The organism is Myxococcus sp. AM010 (assembly GCF_013372585.1).
In the GTDB taxonomy this organism is placed as follows: domain Bacteria; phylum Myxococcota; class Myxococcia; order Myxococcales; family Myxococcaceae; genus Myxococcus; species Myxococcus vastator.
The window spans coordinates 18,129-33,799 of the sequence record NZ_JABXEO010000074.1; the positions used below are offsets into that span (position 1 = coordinate 18,129).

The following is a 15,671-nucleotide window of genomic DNA, read 5'->3' on the forward strand; positions in this document are numbered from 1 at the left end:
GTATAAGCGCCGGCATGAAGACCTTCGAAGGCTCCATGACGGCGCTGGCCACTCCGTTCCGCGACGGAGCGCTCGATGAGCCCGCCTACCGGGCGCTGGTCCGCCAGCAGATTGAAGGGGGCACCTGCGTGCTGGTCCCCATGGGCACCACGGGCGAGGCCGTGACGATGACGGCCGACGAGCGGGCTCGCGCGGTGAAGGTGGTGGTGGAGGAGGCGAAGGGCCGCGTGACGGTGGTGGGCGGCGCCGGCTCCAACAGCACCGCGGAGACCATTGAAGGTGTGCGCCGCGTGCGCGACGCGGGCGCGGACGGCACGCTCATCGTCACGCCCTACTACAACAAGCCCACGCAGGCGGGCTTGCTGGAGCACTACCGCGCGGTGGCCAAGGCGCACCCGGGCTTCCCCATCATCGCCTACAACGTGCCGGGCCGGACGGGCGTGGACCTGCTGCCCGACACCGTGCTGCGGCTGTGTGACATCCCCGAGGTGGTGGCGCTCAAGGAAGCCACCGGCAGCATGCCGCGGGCCATCGACATCCTGGAGAAGTGCGGCGACCGGATGACGCTGCTGTCCGGTGACGACTTCACCGTGCTGCCCTTCATCGCGTGCGGTGGCAAGGGCGTCATCTCCGTGTCCTCCAACGTGGCGCCGCGGATGATGGCGGACCTGGTGGCGGCGGCGCGCGCGGGGAATATCGCGGTGGCGCGCGACCTCCAGGTGCGGATGAATGAGCTGCACCGCCTGCTCTTCATCGAGTCCAGCCCCGCGCCCGTGAAGTGGGGATTGCACGTGATGGGATTGTTCGGGCCCGAAGTGCGGTTGCCCCTGGTGCAGATGACCGAGCCCAACGCCGCGAAGCTTCGCGACACCTTGCGCCACCTGGGCCTGCTCACGGGCTGAGCTTTCTCGCACCCCGCCGTTACCTGGAGCGCGGCAGACATGATTCGCACCGTCATCACCGGCATCACCGGCCGCATGGGCAGCACGTTGCTCCGCCTGGCGCGCGACTCGGGAGACCTGCGGGTGGTGGGAGGCACGGCGCGGCCGGGCAGCGCGTCGGTGGGCCAGGACGCCGGGGTGGCCACGCGGCTGGGCCCGGTGGACGTGACGGTGGTGGACAGCCTGGAGCGGGCGCTGGACGCCGCGCGGGCGGACGTCGTCATTGACTTCACCAGCGCGGAGCTGAGCGTGGCGCACGCGCAGGTGTGCGCCGCGCGCGGCGTGGCCCTGGTGGTGGGCTCCACCGGCTTCACGCCGGAGGCGTCCGCGGCGCTGGCCCAGAGCGCGAAGAAGGTGCCCATCGTCGCCGCGCCGAACATGTCGGTGGGCGTCAACCTGGTCATCCGCATGGCCGCGGAGCTGGCGCGGGTGCTGGGGCCGGGCTTCGACGTGGAGGTGCTGGAGGCGCACCACCGCATGAAGAAGGACGCGCCCAGCGGCACCGCGCTGCGACTGGCGGACGTGCTGGCGGAGGCCCTGGGGCGCACCCAGGAGGACCTCACCTTCGCGCGGCATGGGCAGCTGGGCGCGCGGCCGGCGCGCGAGATTGGGGTGCAGACGCTCCGCGGCGGCGACGTGGTGGGCGAGCACACCGTGTACTTCCTTGGCGAGGGTGAGCGCATCGAGCTCACGCACCGTGCCACCAACCGAGACCAGTTCGCCGCGGGCGCGCTGAGGGCCGCGCGCTGGGTGGCGGGGCGCGCGCCGGGTCTCCATGACATGGCCGACGTGCTCGGCTTCCAGAGGACTTCATGACGACCGCGCGCTACTGCCGCTTCCTGCACGAAGGCCGTGCGCACCACGGCCGGGTGGAGGGCTCCGAGGTGGTGGTCCTCACCGCCGCGCCCTGGGCCGGCGCGAAGGAGACGGGCATCCACCGCTCGCTGTCCTCGCTGACGCTGCTGGTGCCCTCGGACGCGTCCAAGGTGGTCTGCATCGGCCAGAACTACCGCAAGCACGCGGAGGAGATGGGCAAGCCGGTGCCACCCGAGCCGCTCATCTTCACCAAGCCCTCCACGGCGCTCAACGGCACGGGCTCGCCCATCCGCATCCCCAAGGCGAGCCAGGAGGTCCACTACGAGGCGGAGCTGGCGCTCGTCATCGGTGAGAAGCTGAAGAACGCCGACGCGTCCACCGCCGCGCGCGCCATCTGGGGCCTCACCTGCTTCAACGACGTGACGGCGCGTGACGTCCAGCGCCGCGAGGTTCAGCACACCCGCGCCAAGGGCTACGACACCTTCGCGTGCGCGGGGCCGTGGGCGGTGACGGGCCTGTCCCCCGACGACCTCCAGATTGTGTGCCGGGTGAACGGGCAGGTGCGCCAGGACAGCCGCACGTCCGACATGATTTTCAGCCCCGCGCGCCTGGTGTCGTTCATCTCCCACATCATGACGCTGCTGCCCGGGGACATCATCAGCACCGGGACGCCGTCGGGCGTGGGGAAGCTGTCGGCCGGGGACACGGTGGAGGTGGAGCTGGAGGGAATCGGGACCCTGGTGAACCCTGTTGAGCTGGAGCCGTGAGCGACACCGTCTACGTCGGGTTGGGTTCCAATGAGGGAGAGCGCGAGAATCACCTCGTCGCCGCCCTGGCCGCGCTGTCCCGCATCGACGCGGTGGCGGTGCTCCACTGCTCCTCGCTCTTCGACAGCGCCCCCGTGGGGCCGCCGCAGCCGCGCTTCCTCAACGCGGTGGTGGCCCTGGAGTGTGGCCTGCCGCCGCAGCGGCTGCTCTGCATCCTTCAGCAGATTGAGAAGGACCTGGGCCGCCGCCGGGACGTGCGCTGGGGCCCGCGCACCATCGACCTGGACATCCTCTTCTGGGAGGGACAGGTGGTGGCCGACCCCACGCTCCAGGTGCCCCACCTGGAGCTGCACAAGCGCCGCTTCGCCCTGGAGCCGCTCGTGGAACTGGCGCCCCACCTGCGTCATCCGGTACTGGGGATGCCGGTGAAGGAGCTCCTCGGGAAACTCGCCCCGCAGGATGTCCGCAGGAGCGAGGCCACCTGGTGGCCCGAAGCGAGCTACTCGAGCAACGACACATGAATCTGTCCCTTGCCCTGGCCACCGCGGCGCTGTTGACCGCCGAGCCTTCGACGCTGCCTCCCAATCATCCGGCCATCCCCCCGGGGACCACGGCCTCGCCCGCCACCTCCGGCATGCCGGAGGGCCACCCGCCGACGGAGGGCGTGGCCCCCAGCATCAACCCGGAGCAGCTGCCCCCGGGCCACCCGCCCATGTCGGGCACGGGCCGGGCGCCGCCGTCCGCGGAGGAGCTGCTGCGCCAGCTCGACTCCACGGAGGGGCTGGCGGACCGGGAGAAGACCTTCGAAATCGCCGCGTCGCTGGGCCGCCTGTACTACGTGAACGGCCGCAACGCGGAGGCCAGCACGTACCTCCAGCAGGCCCTGGCGCGCGCGCAGCCCACGCGGGAGCTGTTCCTGGCGCAGCGCAAGAAGCTGGGCAAGGCCGCGGTGCCCACCGCGGAGGCGGCGGGCTGCGGCTTCACCCCGAACATGCCGGTGGAGGACATGGGCGCGGCCGCGCAGGCGCGCGCCAAGAAGGGTGACACCGCGGGCGCGGCGGCCTGCGCGCGCGCGGCGCTGGCGCCGGTGCTGGACGTGGCGGTGATGCAGGCCAACGCGCTCTACCTGTCCAACGACAGCGGCAAGGCGCTGGTGGCCTATGAGGCCGTGCTGGAGGTGGAGCCCCGGCACGAGGACGCCCTCTACGCGCGCGCGGCGCTGCTCTTCGAGGCGAAGGGCGACGACGTGGCGGCGCTGAAGCAGGCGGGTGAAGGCTTCGAGGCGGTCGCCACCACGTACCCTGACTCGTTCCGCGCGCCCATGGCGAAGCGGATGGTGGCGCTGGTGGAGGAGACGGTGAAGGCGGGGGGCCGCAAGCAACTGCTCGCCTCGCGCGCGGAGGACCGCCGCATCCGCCTGTCACAGGCGCCCGCGGCCGCCGCGCCGGATGCGCCCCGGCCGCTGTCGCAGGAGATGGTGGACGCGGTGAAGAACACCGAGCGCACGCCGGAGCTGGAGCAGGGCCTGGCGAAACTGGTGGACGAGGGCGAGGAGCACCTGGCGAAGGGCCGCTACCAGGAGGCGCTCGCCAACTACACCCGCGTGGTGCCCTTCCAGCCGGAGAATGGGCGCGCGAAGGCGGGCATGGCGTGGGCCCTGGTGGGACTAGAGCGCCCCATGGCGGCGCGCGTGTGGGGCGTGGCCGTGCAGAGCGACCCGCTCTCCGTGGAGAAGCTGGGCGACACGCTCAAGGCCAAGGGCGACGACAAGGGCGCCAAGGCGCTCTGGGAGAAGCTCGCCACCGACGCGCCGGACTACCCCAACAAGGCCAGCCTGCAGGCGAAGCTGGGCAAGTAGCGCTCGAGCGCTAGAAGCACTTCGCGGCCAGCGGGCCCTGCACGTTCAGCAGGACCGCGCGGCCCACGCCTCAGACGAACTTCGCGGCCAGCAGGTCCTGCACGTCCAGCAGGCCCACGGCGCGGCCCTCCACGTCCACCACCGGGAGTTGGTCCACGCGCAGCTCGCGCATCTGCGTGGTCGCGGCCAGCACCAGCGTCTCCGGCGTCACGCAGCGCGGGTTCTTCCCCATCAGCTCGCGCACGGGCACGGTGAAGTCGGTGAGGCCCGCCTCCACGCGGCGGCGCAGGTCGCCGTCGGTGAAGATGCCCACCAGCTTCCCGGCCTTGTCCACCACGCACGCGGCGCCCGGCCGGCCCGGCGTCTTCGTCATCACCGCCACCACCGCGGACAGGGGCGAGGTGTCGCGCACCAGCGGATTGGCGTTTCCGGTCCGCATCAGCTCGAAGACGCGCTGCACCGAGCGCCCCAGCTTCCCGCCCGGGTGCAGCAGCGCGTAGTCCTCCGTGCCGAAGGGCCGCGAGCGCAGCACGGTCATCGCCAGCGCGTCGCCCATCGCGTGCAGCGCGGCGGTGGAGGCCGTGGGCACGAGGCCCATGGGGCACGCCTCCGCGATGGCGCCGATGTCCAACACCACGTCCGCGCCGCGGCCCAGCGGGCTCTTCGCGTCGCCGGTGAGGGCGATGACGGGCGTCTCCATCCGCTTGAAGGAGGGGAGCAGGCGAATCAGCTCCTCCGTGGAGCCGCTGTTGGACAGCGCGAGGATGACGTCGCCCCGGCCCACGCGGCCCAAATCCCCGTGCACGGCCTCCGCGGGGTGGAGGTACACGGAGCGGATGCCAGTGGAGGCCAGGGTGGCGGACAGCTTCTGGCCAATGTGGCCCGCCTTGCCCATGCCCGTGACGATGACCTGGCCCGCGCAGTCGCGCACCAGCTGCACGGCGCGCAGGAAGTCGGCTCCCAGACGCTCCGTCACGCCGAGGATGGCGCGGGCCTCGGCCTCCAGCACGCTCCGCGCGTAGGCGAGCGTGGCCTCCGCGTCAGGGAGGACGGCAGGCGCCTGGGCGGGACGGCCGGGGAGGGCGCGCAGGCGGGGCTTCTTGGCGGCGGAGCGGGAAGGGCGGGCCATGTTCAGTGTCCGGCCTTCTACCTCCGCCCCCCCGCGGTGGCCACCCTTGACGCATGGGGGGGCATCGGTTACGCGCCTGCTCGCCCGGCCTCCTTCGGCCGGGGCACATTCCACCTTCAAGAGAGGGACGAGATGAAGTTCTTCATCGACAGCGCCGACGTGGAGGAGATTCGCAAGGCCCACGCCATGGGCTGCGTGGACGGGGTGACGACCAACCCGTCCCTGCTCGCCAAGGTGGGCCGGGGCCTGGAGGAGACCATCCGCGAAATCTGCTCCATCGTGGACGGTCCCATCAGCGCCGAATGTGTGTCCATGGAAGCGGACGAACTCATCAAGGAGGGCCGCTCCCTGGCGAAGATCCACGACAACGTCGTGGTGAAGATTCCCATGGGCGTGGAGGGCATGAAGGCCACCAAGGCGCTGACCGCCGAGGGCATCCGCACCAACGTCACGCTGTGCTTCTCCGCCAACCAGGCCCTGCTGTGTGCCAAGGCCGGCGCCACCTACGTGTCGCCCTTCGTGGGCCGGCTGGATGACATCTCCCAGGACGGCATGGAGCTCATCTCCCACATCCTGGAGATCTTCCGGAACTACGAGTACTTCAACACGCAGGTGCTGGTGGCCAGCGTGCGCAACCCCGTGCACGTGCTCCAGGCCGCGCGCCTGGGCGCGGACGTGGCCACGCTGCCCTACAACGTCATCACCCAGCTGGCGAACCACCCGCTCACCGACGCCGGCATCAAGAAGTTCCTGGCCGACTGGGAGAAGGTCCCCAAGGCCACCAAGCCGCCCGCAGCCCAGTAGTTCCTCGGGAAATACGGACTTTAAGCAGCTTCCTGGGCTCCAATCCCCGTGCGGGGTTGGGGCCTGTTTTTTTGAGAAAATGGACCCGGTCCTCCTCCGCTTCCCGGTGGGTTGGACTGGCGATTTCGCGCCGCGGCATGTATTCGTTGACTCCCGAGTCAACGAGCCGAACCTGTCACGAGGTCCCCATGGAATTCCAGCTCACCGACGCCCAGCGCGCGCTGCAGGATGCGGCCCGCAAGTTCGCCCGCGAAGTCGTGCGTCCGAAGGCCGCCCACTACGACGAGACGGCCACCTTCCCACTCGATTTGCTGACGACCGCGTGGGAGCTGGGGCTGCTCAACATGGCGATCCCCACCGAGTACGGTGGCGTGGGCCTGTCGCACCTGGAGCAGACCCTGGTCGCCGAGGAGCTGAGCTGGGGCTGTGCGGGCGTGGCGACGTCCATCATCGCCAATGACCTGGCCAACCTCCCCATCATCCTCCACGCGACGGATGAGCAGAAGAAGCGGCTGCTCACGCCCTTCACGGAGAAGCTGAAGTTCTCCTCGTTCTGCCTCACGGAGCCCGAGGCCGGCAGTGACGTGGCCAACATGCAGACCACGGCGCGGCTGGACGGAGACCACTACGTCCTCAACGGCGCCAAGTGCTTCATCACCAACGGCGGCCAGGCGAGCCAGTACACGGTGTTCGCCTCGGTGGACAAGGGCAGGAAGCACAAGGGCATCACCTGCTTCGTGGTGGAGGGCCGCCCCGAGGGGCTGTCTGTCAGCAAGCACGAGAACAAGATGGGCCAGCGCGCCAGCGAGACGGTGTCGCTGACGTTCGAGGACGTGCGCGTCCCGGTGGCCAACCGCATTGGTGAAGAGGGGCAGGGCTTCGCCATCGCCATGGCCACGCTGGACAACAGCCGCCCCCTGACGGCCATGTTCTCCGTGGGCATCGCCCGCGCCGCGCTGGAGCACTCCATGGAGTACTCCACCCAGCGCCGCACCTTCGGCAAGCCCATCATCGAGCACCAGGCCATCCAGTTCATGATCGCCGACATGGCCATGAACACCCACGCGGCGCGCATGCTCACCTATGAGAGCGCGTGGCTGCTGGACGAGGGCAAGCGCAACTCCCTCCAGTCCAGCTACGCCAAGTGCTTCGCCGCGGACATGGCCATGAAGGTCGCCACCGACGCCGTGCAGGTGTACGGCGGCTACGGCTACATCAAGGAGTACCCCGTGGAGAAGCTGATGCGCGACGCCAAGCTCATCCAGGTCTACGAGGGCACCAGCCAGGTCCAGCGGCTCGTCATCGCGCGGGAACTGTTCAAGTAGCGCCGCGGCACCGCGTCCGGCGGCCGTTTCCCATTGCCGCCGCGACGCGCCAATGCCTATTAACCCAGACCGTTTTTTCCAGATTCCAAACTCCTCCCCGTAAGGAGAAGCACCGCCGTGAAGATCCTCGTCACCGCCAAGCGCGTGGAAGACCCCGAGTCGAAGATCAAGGTCAAGCCGGATGGCTCGGGCATCGTTCAGGAGGGGCTGAAGTACAAGATCAACCCCTTCGATGAAATCGGCGTCGAAGAAGGACTCCGGCTCGTCGCGAAGCACCAGGGCGAAGTCGTGGTGGTGTCCGTCGGTGGCAAGGAGGTGCAGGAGCAGCTCCGGCACGCCCTGGCCATGGGCGCGCACCGCGCCGTGTGGGTGAACCACACCGGCCCGGTGGACCAGCTCGGCATCGCGGCCCTGCTCCAGAAGGTCGTGGAGAAGGAGCAGCCGGACCTCGTCATCCTCGGCAAGCAGTCCATCGACGATGACCAGAACCAGGTGGGCCAGTACCTCGCCGAGTTCCTCGGCTGGGGCCAGGCCACGTTCGCCTCCAAGGTGGAGTCCATGGAGAGCGAGCAGGAGAAGAACAAGGTCCCCGCCATCGTCGTCTCCGCCGACAAGAAGAGCGTGCAGGTGATTCGCGAGGTCGACAACGGGCTCGCCACGGTGGAGTGCCAGCTGCCCGCCGTCGTCACCACGGACCTGCGCCTCAACCAGCCGCGCTACGCCAGCCTCCCGGGCATCATGAAGGCGAAGAGCAAGCCCATTGAAGAGCTGACGCCTGCCAAGCTGAGCGTGGACGTCACCCCCGCCATCCAGGTGCTGAAGATGTCCGCGCCCCCGGCGCGCAAGGCCGGCATCAAGGTCGCGGACGTCCCTGCCCTGGTCGAGAAGCTGCACAACGAGGCGAAGGTCGTCTGAGCGGCCCTTCCGCACACTCTCTACGGAGTCATCCAAATGCCAATCGTTCTCATTGTCGCCGAGCAGCAGCCGGACGGGAACCTCCGCAAGGCCACCCTCAACGCCATCTCCGCCGGCAAGCAGCTCGCGGAGAAGGCCGGTGGTGAGCTGCACCTCGCCCTGGTGGGCAAGGACCCCGCGAAGGTCGCTGACGAGCTCAAGGGTTACGGCGCGAAGGCCGTGCACCTGGGCGCCGCCGCCGAGCTGGAGCACTACCTCGCGGAGACCTACGCGCCCGCCATCGCCGCCCTGGCCCAGGAGCTGAAGGCGGACTACATCGGCATGGCGTCCACCGCGCAGGGCAAGGACCTGCTGCCCCGCGTGGCCGGCCGCCTGCGCGCCGCCATGGCCACCGACGTCATGGCCATCAACGGCAGCGGCGCGGACCTCACCTTCACCCGTCCCATGTGGGCCGGCAACGTCTTCGCCGACGTGAAGCTCACCACGCCGGTGAAGGTGCTCACCCTGCGCGCCACCGAGTTCCCCGCCGCCGCTGGCGGTCAGGGCGCCGCCGAGGTGAAGACCTTCAGCCCGAAGGTCGAGGCCTCCAAGACGAAGTTCGTCGACTTCAAGGAAGTGAAGAGCGCGCGGCCCGAGCTGACCGAGGCGCGCGTCGTCGTCTCCGGTGGCCGCGGCACCAAGGGCGACTTCAAGGAGATTGAGGGCCTGGCGGACGACCTGGGCGCCGCGGTGGGCGCGTCCCGCGCGGTGTGCGACGCGGGTTGGGTTCCCAATGACTTGCAGGTCGGCCAGACGGGCAAGGTGGTGGCGCCGTCGCTCTACATCGCGGCGGGCATCAGCGGCGCCATCCAGCACCTGGCGGGCATGAAGAGCTCGAAGACCATCGTCGCCATCAACAAGGACCCCGAGGCCCCCATCTTCCAGGTGGCGGACTACGGCATGGTGGCGGACCTCTTCAAGGTGCTGCCCGAGCTGCGCGCGGAGCTGGCGAAGCTGAAGTAGCGCCGAAGGGCACGGACGTGTCCTGAAACACGAAGCGAGGGGCGACGTGGGGGCTTCCCCGCGCCGCCCCTTCGCATTTCCACCTCACAGCTCGATGTCGCGGCCCGCGTCGCGCGGCGCCACTTCTCCGGGCTCAGGGACCTGGTCCGCGTAGGGCGGTTCGGCGGGCAGTGGCAGCTCGGGGCGCTTGAGCGGTTCGGCGCGGAGCAGGTCGATGAGCGTGCCGTCGCTCAGGGCGACGATGAGGTTGTTGAACTGCCAGGGCCCGTCTCCGCGTTTCTCGCCCTGCGCGTGCAGCGTGCCCTTGCCGTCGGGCCCCTCGAGCGGGAGGGAGAACTGCGCGCGAGAGACACCGTTGCGGCTCTGCACGGAGCTGCGCCGGGGCAGGCCACTCTCAATGGGCGTCCCCAGCGCGCGCTGCACCTTCGCGTCGCCGCTGGCGATGGCCACCGCTTCCCGGTGCGCGTCGGACTGGCCCAGGGAGGAGAAGCCCAGGTACGTGGCCAGCACGCCCAGGCCGACGCACGAGGCGAGCAGCCCCAGGCACCCCAGCGGAAGGACCCAGCGCCAGTGGCGGCTCCACCAGCCGGGCCGGGGCGCCATTGAACCTTCCCGTGTCGTGTCCATGGCCACCTCCTCTCGCTTCGCGCGCGGCCTCCTCTTATTCGCTCCCGGGGCTCCCGGGGAACGCGCGGAGGCCGTCCGGCACCGCCAGCGGTTGGTGTGTGTACCGGGCAACAGGTAGATTTCGCGTGTGCCTTCGCGAGCCTCCTCCGCAGAGGTGTTGTTGGACGTGCTGGAGGCATTGCCTCCGGGGCACCGGCTGTGGGTGCGGGGCGCGGGGCGAAGCCTGTTTCCGCTGCTGCGGGCCGGGGACTCGGTGCGGGTGATGCGCTGTGGCCCGGGCTCGCTGGCGGCCGGGGACGTCGCGCTGATGCGGCAGGGGCGCGAGCTGGTGGCGCACGTGGTGGTGTCCACGCGGCCATGGCGGACGGCCTCGCTGCTGGGGCCTCAGGACGCTCCGGGCGGCGTGACGCTGGGCCGGGTGGTGGCCATCCGCAGGGGGCGCTGGGTGGTTCCACTGCCCAGGCCGCTGCGCCCGGCGCTGCGGCTGGCGCAGCAGGCCGCGTCCACGGCGTGGGCCTGGCCCCGGACCCGGCTAGTGTCTCGGGGCGTGTGGGACTTCCTCTTCTCCGGATGGTCGCTGCCGCTTCGTCACCGCCTGGTGGGGCCGCTGGAGGTGCGGCTCCTGACGGCCGGCGACCTGGACCCGCTCCTGGCCTATGCCAGTGAGCGGCTGGTGGTCTCTCCGGGCTTCTTGCGCCGTCAGCTCCGCGAGCGCTGGGGCCTGCCGGACGCGGGGCGCCGGGGGGCCGCGGCGGGCGCCTTCGACGCGCAGGGACGGATGCACGGCTTCGCCTGGTTGGACTCCTACCGGCAGGAGGGCTTGCAGCTGGAGGGCGTCTGGGTGCGCTCCCTGGTGGTGGCGCCCCGCGTGCGGCGCATGGGCGTGGCCACGGGGCTGCTGGAGTGCCTGATGGACGAGGCCCGGCGGCAGGGGCAGTCGCACGTCTTCGCGGACGTGGACGAGGACAACACGGCGTCGCTGCGCACCTTCGAGCGGCTGGCGTTCCGGCGAGCGGACGCCACGTTGACCCAGCAGGCCAACGCGGCCTGGGATGCCACGGGCCGCTCCAAGCGGCTGGTCGTCGTCGAGCGCACCCTGTAGGCGCGCGCTCGGAGAGTTGCGCGGCCGCCCAGGCTGCGTCAGAAAGCCCGCGGCCGTGGCCGCCGTGACGTCACCTGGCGAGCCTGGCGTCATCCTCTCCGGTGGACCCTCGCGACATGAGCACCTCGACGTCCGACATGCTGGGGGGCGCCACGGAGCCTCCGTCGCGGTCGCAGCGGCTCCGCGCGGATGGGGCGCTGGCGCTCATCACTTCGTTCTGGGGCATCACCTTCGTGGTGGTGAAGGACGCGCTCGGGCACGCAGACCCGTTCAGCTTCCTCACGCTGCGCTTCCTCGTGGGCGCGGTGGTGCTGAGCGCCCTGGCGGGACGACAGGTGCTGACGGCGCGCAACCTGCGCAGCGGCACGATGCTGGGGACCTTCCTCTTCCTGGGCTTCTCCCTGCAGACGGTGGGGCTCACCACCACCACGCCTTCGCGCTCGGCGTTCATCACCGGGCTGTGCGTGCTGCTGGTGCCGCTGCTGTCGCTGGTGCTCTACCGGAAGGCGCCGAAGTTCACCTCGCTCCTGGGCGTGGGCATGGCGGCGGTGGGGCTCTTCTTCTTCACGCAGCCGGACGTGGGGCTGGGCAGTGGTGGCCTGTCGTCCGGAGACGTGCTGTCGCTGGGGTGCGCGGTGGCCTACGCGTGCCACATCCTCATGACGGAGCGGCATGCGCCGAAGCAGGGCGTCATGGGGCTGGTGGCGGTGCAGCTCTGGACGGTGGCGCTGCTGTCCGCGCTGTGCCTGCCCTTCGTGGAGCGGCGCGTGGCGTGGCACTCGTCCTTCGTGGGGGCGGTGCTCATCTGCGGCGTGTTCGCCAGCGCGCTGGCCATCAGCGTCCAGACGTGGGGACAGGCGCGCACCACGGCGGTGCGCGCGGCGCTCATCTACTCGCTGGAGTCGGTGTTCGCCGCGCTGTACTCGGTGCTGCTGGGCTACGAGACGCTCGGGCCTCGCGAGTGGCTGGGCGGCGCGCTCATCCTGTCGGGCGTGTTGATGTCGGAGGTGGGCGCGGCGGCCTGGGTGTGGTGGCGCGCGAGGGCGCCAGCGCGGTAGCGGCCCCGCCGCAGGGCCTGCGTGGGGCCATTCGCGGCCTGTCCACCAGCCGGGCGGGCAGGGCGGTGAAGAGGAGGCGGCCTCCGGCGGGTGGACGCGCTATACCCGGGGCCCTTCCCATGAGTGTGGAGCTGCGGCGAAACGGGATGCACCTGACGGGCACCTCCCTGTCCCTGGATGCGAAGCGCAAGTCGCCATTGTGCTTCGTGAGTCATGGGCATTCGGACCACATCGCCCGGCACGAGAGCACCATCGCCACGGCGGCGACGCTGCGCTTCATGACGCATCGCCTGGGGCCGGTGCGTGAGCCGCGCGAGGTGCCCTTCCGGCAGCCCTTCGAGCTGGGGCCGCTGCTGCTGGAGCTGCTACCGGCGGGGCACATCCTGGGCAGCGCGCAGCTCCGCGTGACGCGGCCGGATGGGCGCCGCATCGTCTACACCGGGGACCTCAACGTGGCGCCGTCGCTCACCGCCGAGGCGACGGAGGTGGCGGAGTGCGACACGCTCGTCATCGAGTCCACCTTCGGGCATCCGCGCTACCGCTTCCCGCCGCGTCCGGAGGTGCTGGGGCAGGTGGAGGCGTGGCTGCGGATGCAGCTGGAGCGCGGCGCGGTGCCGGTGCTGCTGGGCTATCCGCTGGGCAAGAGCCAGGAGGCGATGAAGCACCTGGCGGGGCGCGGCTTCCCGCTGGTGGCGCACTCCTCCATCTACGAGGTGGCGCGGCTCTACGCGGAGCTGGGCGTGCCGATTGAAAATCTGCGCTGCTACGACGGGAAGGTGGAGCCGGGTGAGGTGCTCTTCTTCCCGCCACACCATGCGCGGGGTGGGGCGCTGGCGCCGCTGTGGCCTCGGGCGACGGCGGTGCTGACGGGGTGGGCGGTGGACCGGGGCGCGGTGCGGCGGTACGGCGCGGACGTGGCCTTCCCGCTGTCGGACCACGCGGACTTCCCCGGGCTGGTGTCCTACGCGAAGTCCACGGGGGCGCGGGAGGTGCTGACGTGCCATGGCTTCGCGGAGGAGCTGGCGCAGGCGCTGCGCGACGCGGGGATGGACGCGCGCCCGCTGGGTGGGAAGCCGCAGCAGCTCGGGTTGTTCTGAGAGGCGGCGGGAGGCAGGGTTCGATAGAAAGACGGCGATGGCCCGCAAGACGCCGCAGTGTGAAGGACGCATCGAGCGCGTCCTCGTGTGTACCGAGCGCAAGAGCTTCGTCACGAAGGAGCTGCCCGAGGCGCGGGTGTCCTTCGAGGGCCTGGAGGGCGACCGCCACGCGGGCCTGACGCGCGCGGCGGACGTGCGCACACCGTGGTTCCCCAAGGGGACGCCCATCCGCAACACGCGGCAGCTCTCCCTGGTGTCGAGCGAGGAGCTGGCGCAGGTCGCGGAGACGTTGGGCATTCCGCGCGTGCTGGCGTCCTGGCTGGGCGCGAACCTGGAAGTGGCGGGCGTGCCGCGGCTGACGCACCTGCCTCCGGGCACGCGGCTGTTCTTCCCCGAGGACGCGACGCTGGTGGTGGAGGGGGAGAACGAGCCCTGCACGGGCCCGGGGCGCGTCATCGAGGCGCATCATCCGGACGTGCAGAAGCTGGCGAGCCGCTTCGTGAAGGCGGCGTGGCAGCGCCGGGGGCTGGTGGCCTGGGTGGAGCGCCCCGGCATCATCCGCGCGGGGGACACCGTGAGGGCGGTGCTGCCCAGGCCCGTGACGTACGTGCTGCCTTCGTCCGGCGCGTAGCGCCGCGAGCCCTCGCGCCAGAAACACCACGGGGCCGCCAGGTCCAGGAGCATCTCCCGGACCCCGCGGCCCCGCGGGCCTCGACCTGCACCGGACGGCTACTCCTCCGGTGATTGGACGATGAGCTTCTCCTTGCCGCACACGTCACAGCGCAGGTGGACGAAGAGGTCGCCGTCGCTCTCCTCGGGAACCTCCCCCTCGGGAACGCCCAGCTCCTCCTTCGCCAGCGCCGCCACCTTGGACGGAATCTCCTCCGCCTTCAGCGACTGGACGTACGTCATCTCCCGCTCGTGGCACTCGCGCGTCTCGGGGCCGGTGAGCCACGACGGCTCCATGCCCTCCGGCAGCCGGCTCACCAGCTCCAGGTGGGTGACGGACTCGGCCAGGTAGGCCAGCCGCCGCAGCCGGGCCTCGTCCGGCAGCGCCGCGAAGACCTGGAAGCCCTCCAGCAGGGCATTGCGGTCCTCACCCGTGGCCAGATGCGCCAGCTCCAGCGACGCGTCGCTCGACTCCAGCGCCTCGTCCCAGTTGTTCTCCGGGTTGAAGCCCGCCTCCAGCAGCGACGTGTAGAGCTGCGTGGCCGCCAGCCGGCGCCGCGCCTCCTGCAGGTGCTCCACGACTTCGTGCGTCAAGCGCAGCTCCAGCAGCGCGCCCGTGGTGCGCGGGTCGATGGCGCCCGTCAGGTCATCCACCTCCACCTCTTCCCGCAGCGCACCCTTCAGCACCTGGGCCGCGGAGAAGCGGAACAGGGGCAGCACGCCCACCTCGCGCAGGTACATGGCCGCCACCGGGGCGTCCTTGGCGCCCATGCGGAGCGCCTTCTGCGCGCGGTCCACCACCGCCGGGTCCGCCGCGGGCTTCTTGTTCTCCAGCCGCGTCTTCACCGCCTCGCGGTAGAGCGTCTCCAGCGAGCTGCCCGGAGGCAGCCGCTGCGGCAGGAGCGGGCGCAGGCCGGGCACGTCCAGCACCCACAGCGGGGGCACGCCCATCCGCTTCAGCGCCCGGAAGAAGAGCGAGCCGGGAGGGTCCTGGGGCCGGAACGGCGGGAGCTCGTCGCCGGCGGGCTCGCCCTGGAGCAGGGTGGCCGCCTGTGCGCCCAGCGCCTTCTCCCTTTGCTCACGGGTGAAGGCGGTGATGCCCTGGGCGGGTGGCGGCGGAGGCGGCGGGGCCTCCTCGCCGTCCAGACCGACGACGCGGTCCATGTCCACATCGTCGAGCTCGACGTCGTCGAGCCCCTTGGCGCCCGTGAAGTCGCACCGCAGCAGCTTCAGCTTTTCGAACGTCGCGCCTTCCAGGTTCGCACCCCGGAAGTCGCAGTCCTGGAGCCGGCCGCCGTGGAAGTAGGCATTGGAAAGGTCCGCGTCCCGGAAGTTGACCTTGGACAGGTCGCACCGGTCCCATTCCGAGCCGATGAGGCCCAGCCCGGACAGGTCCGTGTTGGCGGAGAACAGTTGAGTGAAGGTGGCGCCGGTATGGTCGGTGGCGACCTGGCCGGACTTGCGCATCCGGTTCCATTCCGCCGAGCCACTCTGGAGAAGCTTCTCGATACTGGGGGCTTTCGCCATGGACCCGGGATTATTCGTATGGTCTGGTCCGTGC

Annotated in this window: 16 protein-coding genes; 13 read left to right on the forward strand and 3 right to left on the reverse strand. The window is 70.6% G+C overall.

All coding sequences use genetic code 11. The annotated features are described in order from the left end of the window. The first annotated feature begins 14 nt into the window (after positions 1-14). From dapA to HV826_RS27700, 5 genes are read left to right on the forward strand one after another with little or no spacing between them, the layout of a single operon-like run. Positions 15-902 (forward strand): 4-hydroxy-tetrahydrodipicolinate synthase, encoded by an 888-nt coding sequence (gene dapA, locus HV826_RS27680; RefSeq protein ID WP_176419966.1) that lies wholly within the window; start codon positions 15-17, stop codon positions 900-902. Between the two features lie 39 nt (positions 903-941). Then, on the forward strand, positions 942-1,757 hold the full coding sequence (gene dapB, locus HV826_RS27685; RefSeq protein ID WP_176419967.1) for a 4-hydroxy-tetrahydrodipicolinate reductase: 816 nt from the start codon (positions 942-944) through the stop codon (positions 1,755-1,757). After that, a complete protein-coding gene (locus HV826_RS27690; protein ID WP_176419968.1) occupies positions 1,754-2,524 on the forward strand; it encodes a fumarylacetoacetate hydrolase family protein in 771 nt (256 codons plus the stop codon). The genes dapB and HV826_RS27690 overlap by 4 nt, the downstream gene beginning before the upstream one ends. After that, the gene (folK, locus tag HV826_RS27695) at positions 2,521-3,045 is read left to right on the forward strand and encodes a 2-amino-4-hydroxy-6-hydroxymethyldihydropteridine diphosphokinase (protein WP_176419969.1); all 525 of its coding nucleotides are present in this window, start codon (positions 2,521-2,523) and stop codon (positions 3,043-3,045) included. Before HV826_RS27690 ends, folK begins: the two co-directional genes overlap by 4 nt. Continuing rightward, a complete protein-coding gene (locus HV826_RS27700) occupies positions 3,042-4,382 on the forward strand; it encodes a hypothetical protein (RefSeq protein WP_176419970.1) in 1,341 nt (446 codons plus the stop codon). Before folK ends, HV826_RS27700 begins: the two co-directional genes overlap by 4 nt. A 70-nt stretch (positions 4,383-4,452) precedes the next feature. Here HV826_RS27700 and HV826_RS27705 read toward each other — a convergent pair whose 3' ends face one another. Beyond that, positions 4,453-5,511, reverse strand: a complete 1,059-nt coding sequence (locus HV826_RS27705; protein WP_176419971.1) for an SIS domain-containing protein — start codon at positions 5,509-5,511, stop codon at positions 4,453-4,455. Between the two features lie 132 nt (positions 5,512-5,643). On the opposite strand from HV826_RS27705, the gene fsa reads away from it, so the two are divergent. The 4 genes from fsa to HV826_RS27725 all read left to right on the forward strand — a co-directional run bounded on the left by fsa (position 5,644) and on the right by HV826_RS27725 (position 9,557). Beyond that, positions 5,644-6,315, forward strand: coding sequence for a fructose-6-phosphate aldolase (fsa, locus tag HV826_RS27710; RefSeq protein ID WP_176419972.1), 672 nt, complete (start codon positions 5,644-5,646; stop codon positions 6,313-6,315). 188 nt (positions 6,316-6,503) lie between these two features. Continuing rightward, a complete protein-coding gene (locus tag HV826_RS27715; protein ID WP_176419973.1) occupies positions 6,504-7,640 on the forward strand; it encodes an acyl-CoA dehydrogenase family protein in 1,137 nt (378 codons plus the stop codon). 117 nt (positions 7,641-7,757) lie between these two features. Then, the gene (locus HV826_RS27720) at positions 7,758-8,555 is read left to right on the forward strand and encodes an electron transfer flavoprotein subunit beta/FixA family protein (RefSeq protein ID WP_176419974.1); all 798 of its coding nucleotides are present in this window, start codon (positions 7,758-7,760) and stop codon (positions 8,553-8,555) included. Positions 8,556-8,591: 36 nt separating this feature from the next. After that, positions 8,592-9,557 (forward strand): electron transfer flavoprotein subunit alpha/FixB family protein, encoded by a 966-nt coding sequence (locus tag HV826_RS27725; protein ID WP_176419975.1) that lies wholly within the window; start codon positions 8,592-8,594, stop codon positions 9,555-9,557. Between the two features lie 84 nt (positions 9,558-9,641). On the opposite strand, the gene HV826_RS27730 is transcribed toward HV826_RS27725, so the two are convergent. Beyond that, a complete protein-coding gene (locus tag HV826_RS27730) occupies positions 9,642-10,184 on the reverse strand; it encodes a cytochrome c oxidase assembly factor Coa1 family protein (RefSeq protein ID WP_255217443.1) in 543 nt (180 codons plus the stop codon). A 127-nt stretch (positions 10,185-10,311) separates the two neighbouring features. On the opposite strand from HV826_RS27730, the gene HV826_RS27735 reads away from it, so the two are divergent. The 4 genes from HV826_RS27735 to HV826_RS27750 all read left to right on the forward strand — a co-directional run bounded on the left by HV826_RS27735 (position 10,312) and on the right by HV826_RS27750 (position 14,072). Next, positions 10,312-11,286 (forward strand): GNAT family N-acetyltransferase, encoded by a 975-nt coding sequence (locus tag HV826_RS27735; protein ID WP_176419977.1) that lies wholly within the window; start codon positions 10,312-10,314, stop codon positions 11,284-11,286. Between the two features lie 116 nt (positions 11,287-11,402). Beyond that, positions 11,403-12,344: a DMT family transporter gene (locus HV826_RS27740; RefSeq protein ID WP_176419978.1), complete on the forward strand. Its 942-nt coding sequence runs from the start codon at positions 11,403-11,405 to the stop codon at positions 12,342-12,344. 119 nt (positions 12,345-12,463) lie between these two features. After that, the gene (locus HV826_RS27745) at positions 12,464-13,441 is read left to right on the forward strand and encodes an MBL fold metallo-hydrolase (protein WP_176419979.1); all 978 of its coding nucleotides are present in this window, start codon (positions 12,464-12,466) and stop codon (positions 13,439-13,441) included. Positions 13,442-13,478: 37 nt separating this feature from the next. Beyond that, positions 13,479-14,072 (forward strand): MOSC domain-containing protein, encoded by a 594-nt coding sequence (locus HV826_RS27750; RefSeq protein WP_176419980.1) that lies wholly within the window; start codon positions 13,479-13,481, stop codon positions 14,070-14,072. A 98-nt stretch (positions 14,073-14,170) separates the two neighbouring features. Here HV826_RS27750 and HV826_RS27755 read toward each other — a convergent pair whose 3' ends face one another. Beyond that, positions 14,171-15,637, reverse strand: a complete 1,467-nt coding sequence (locus HV826_RS27755; RefSeq protein ID WP_176419981.1) for a pentapeptide repeat-containing protein — start codon at positions 15,635-15,637, stop codon at positions 14,171-14,173. Between the last annotated feature and the right edge of the window lie 34 nt (positions 15,638-15,671).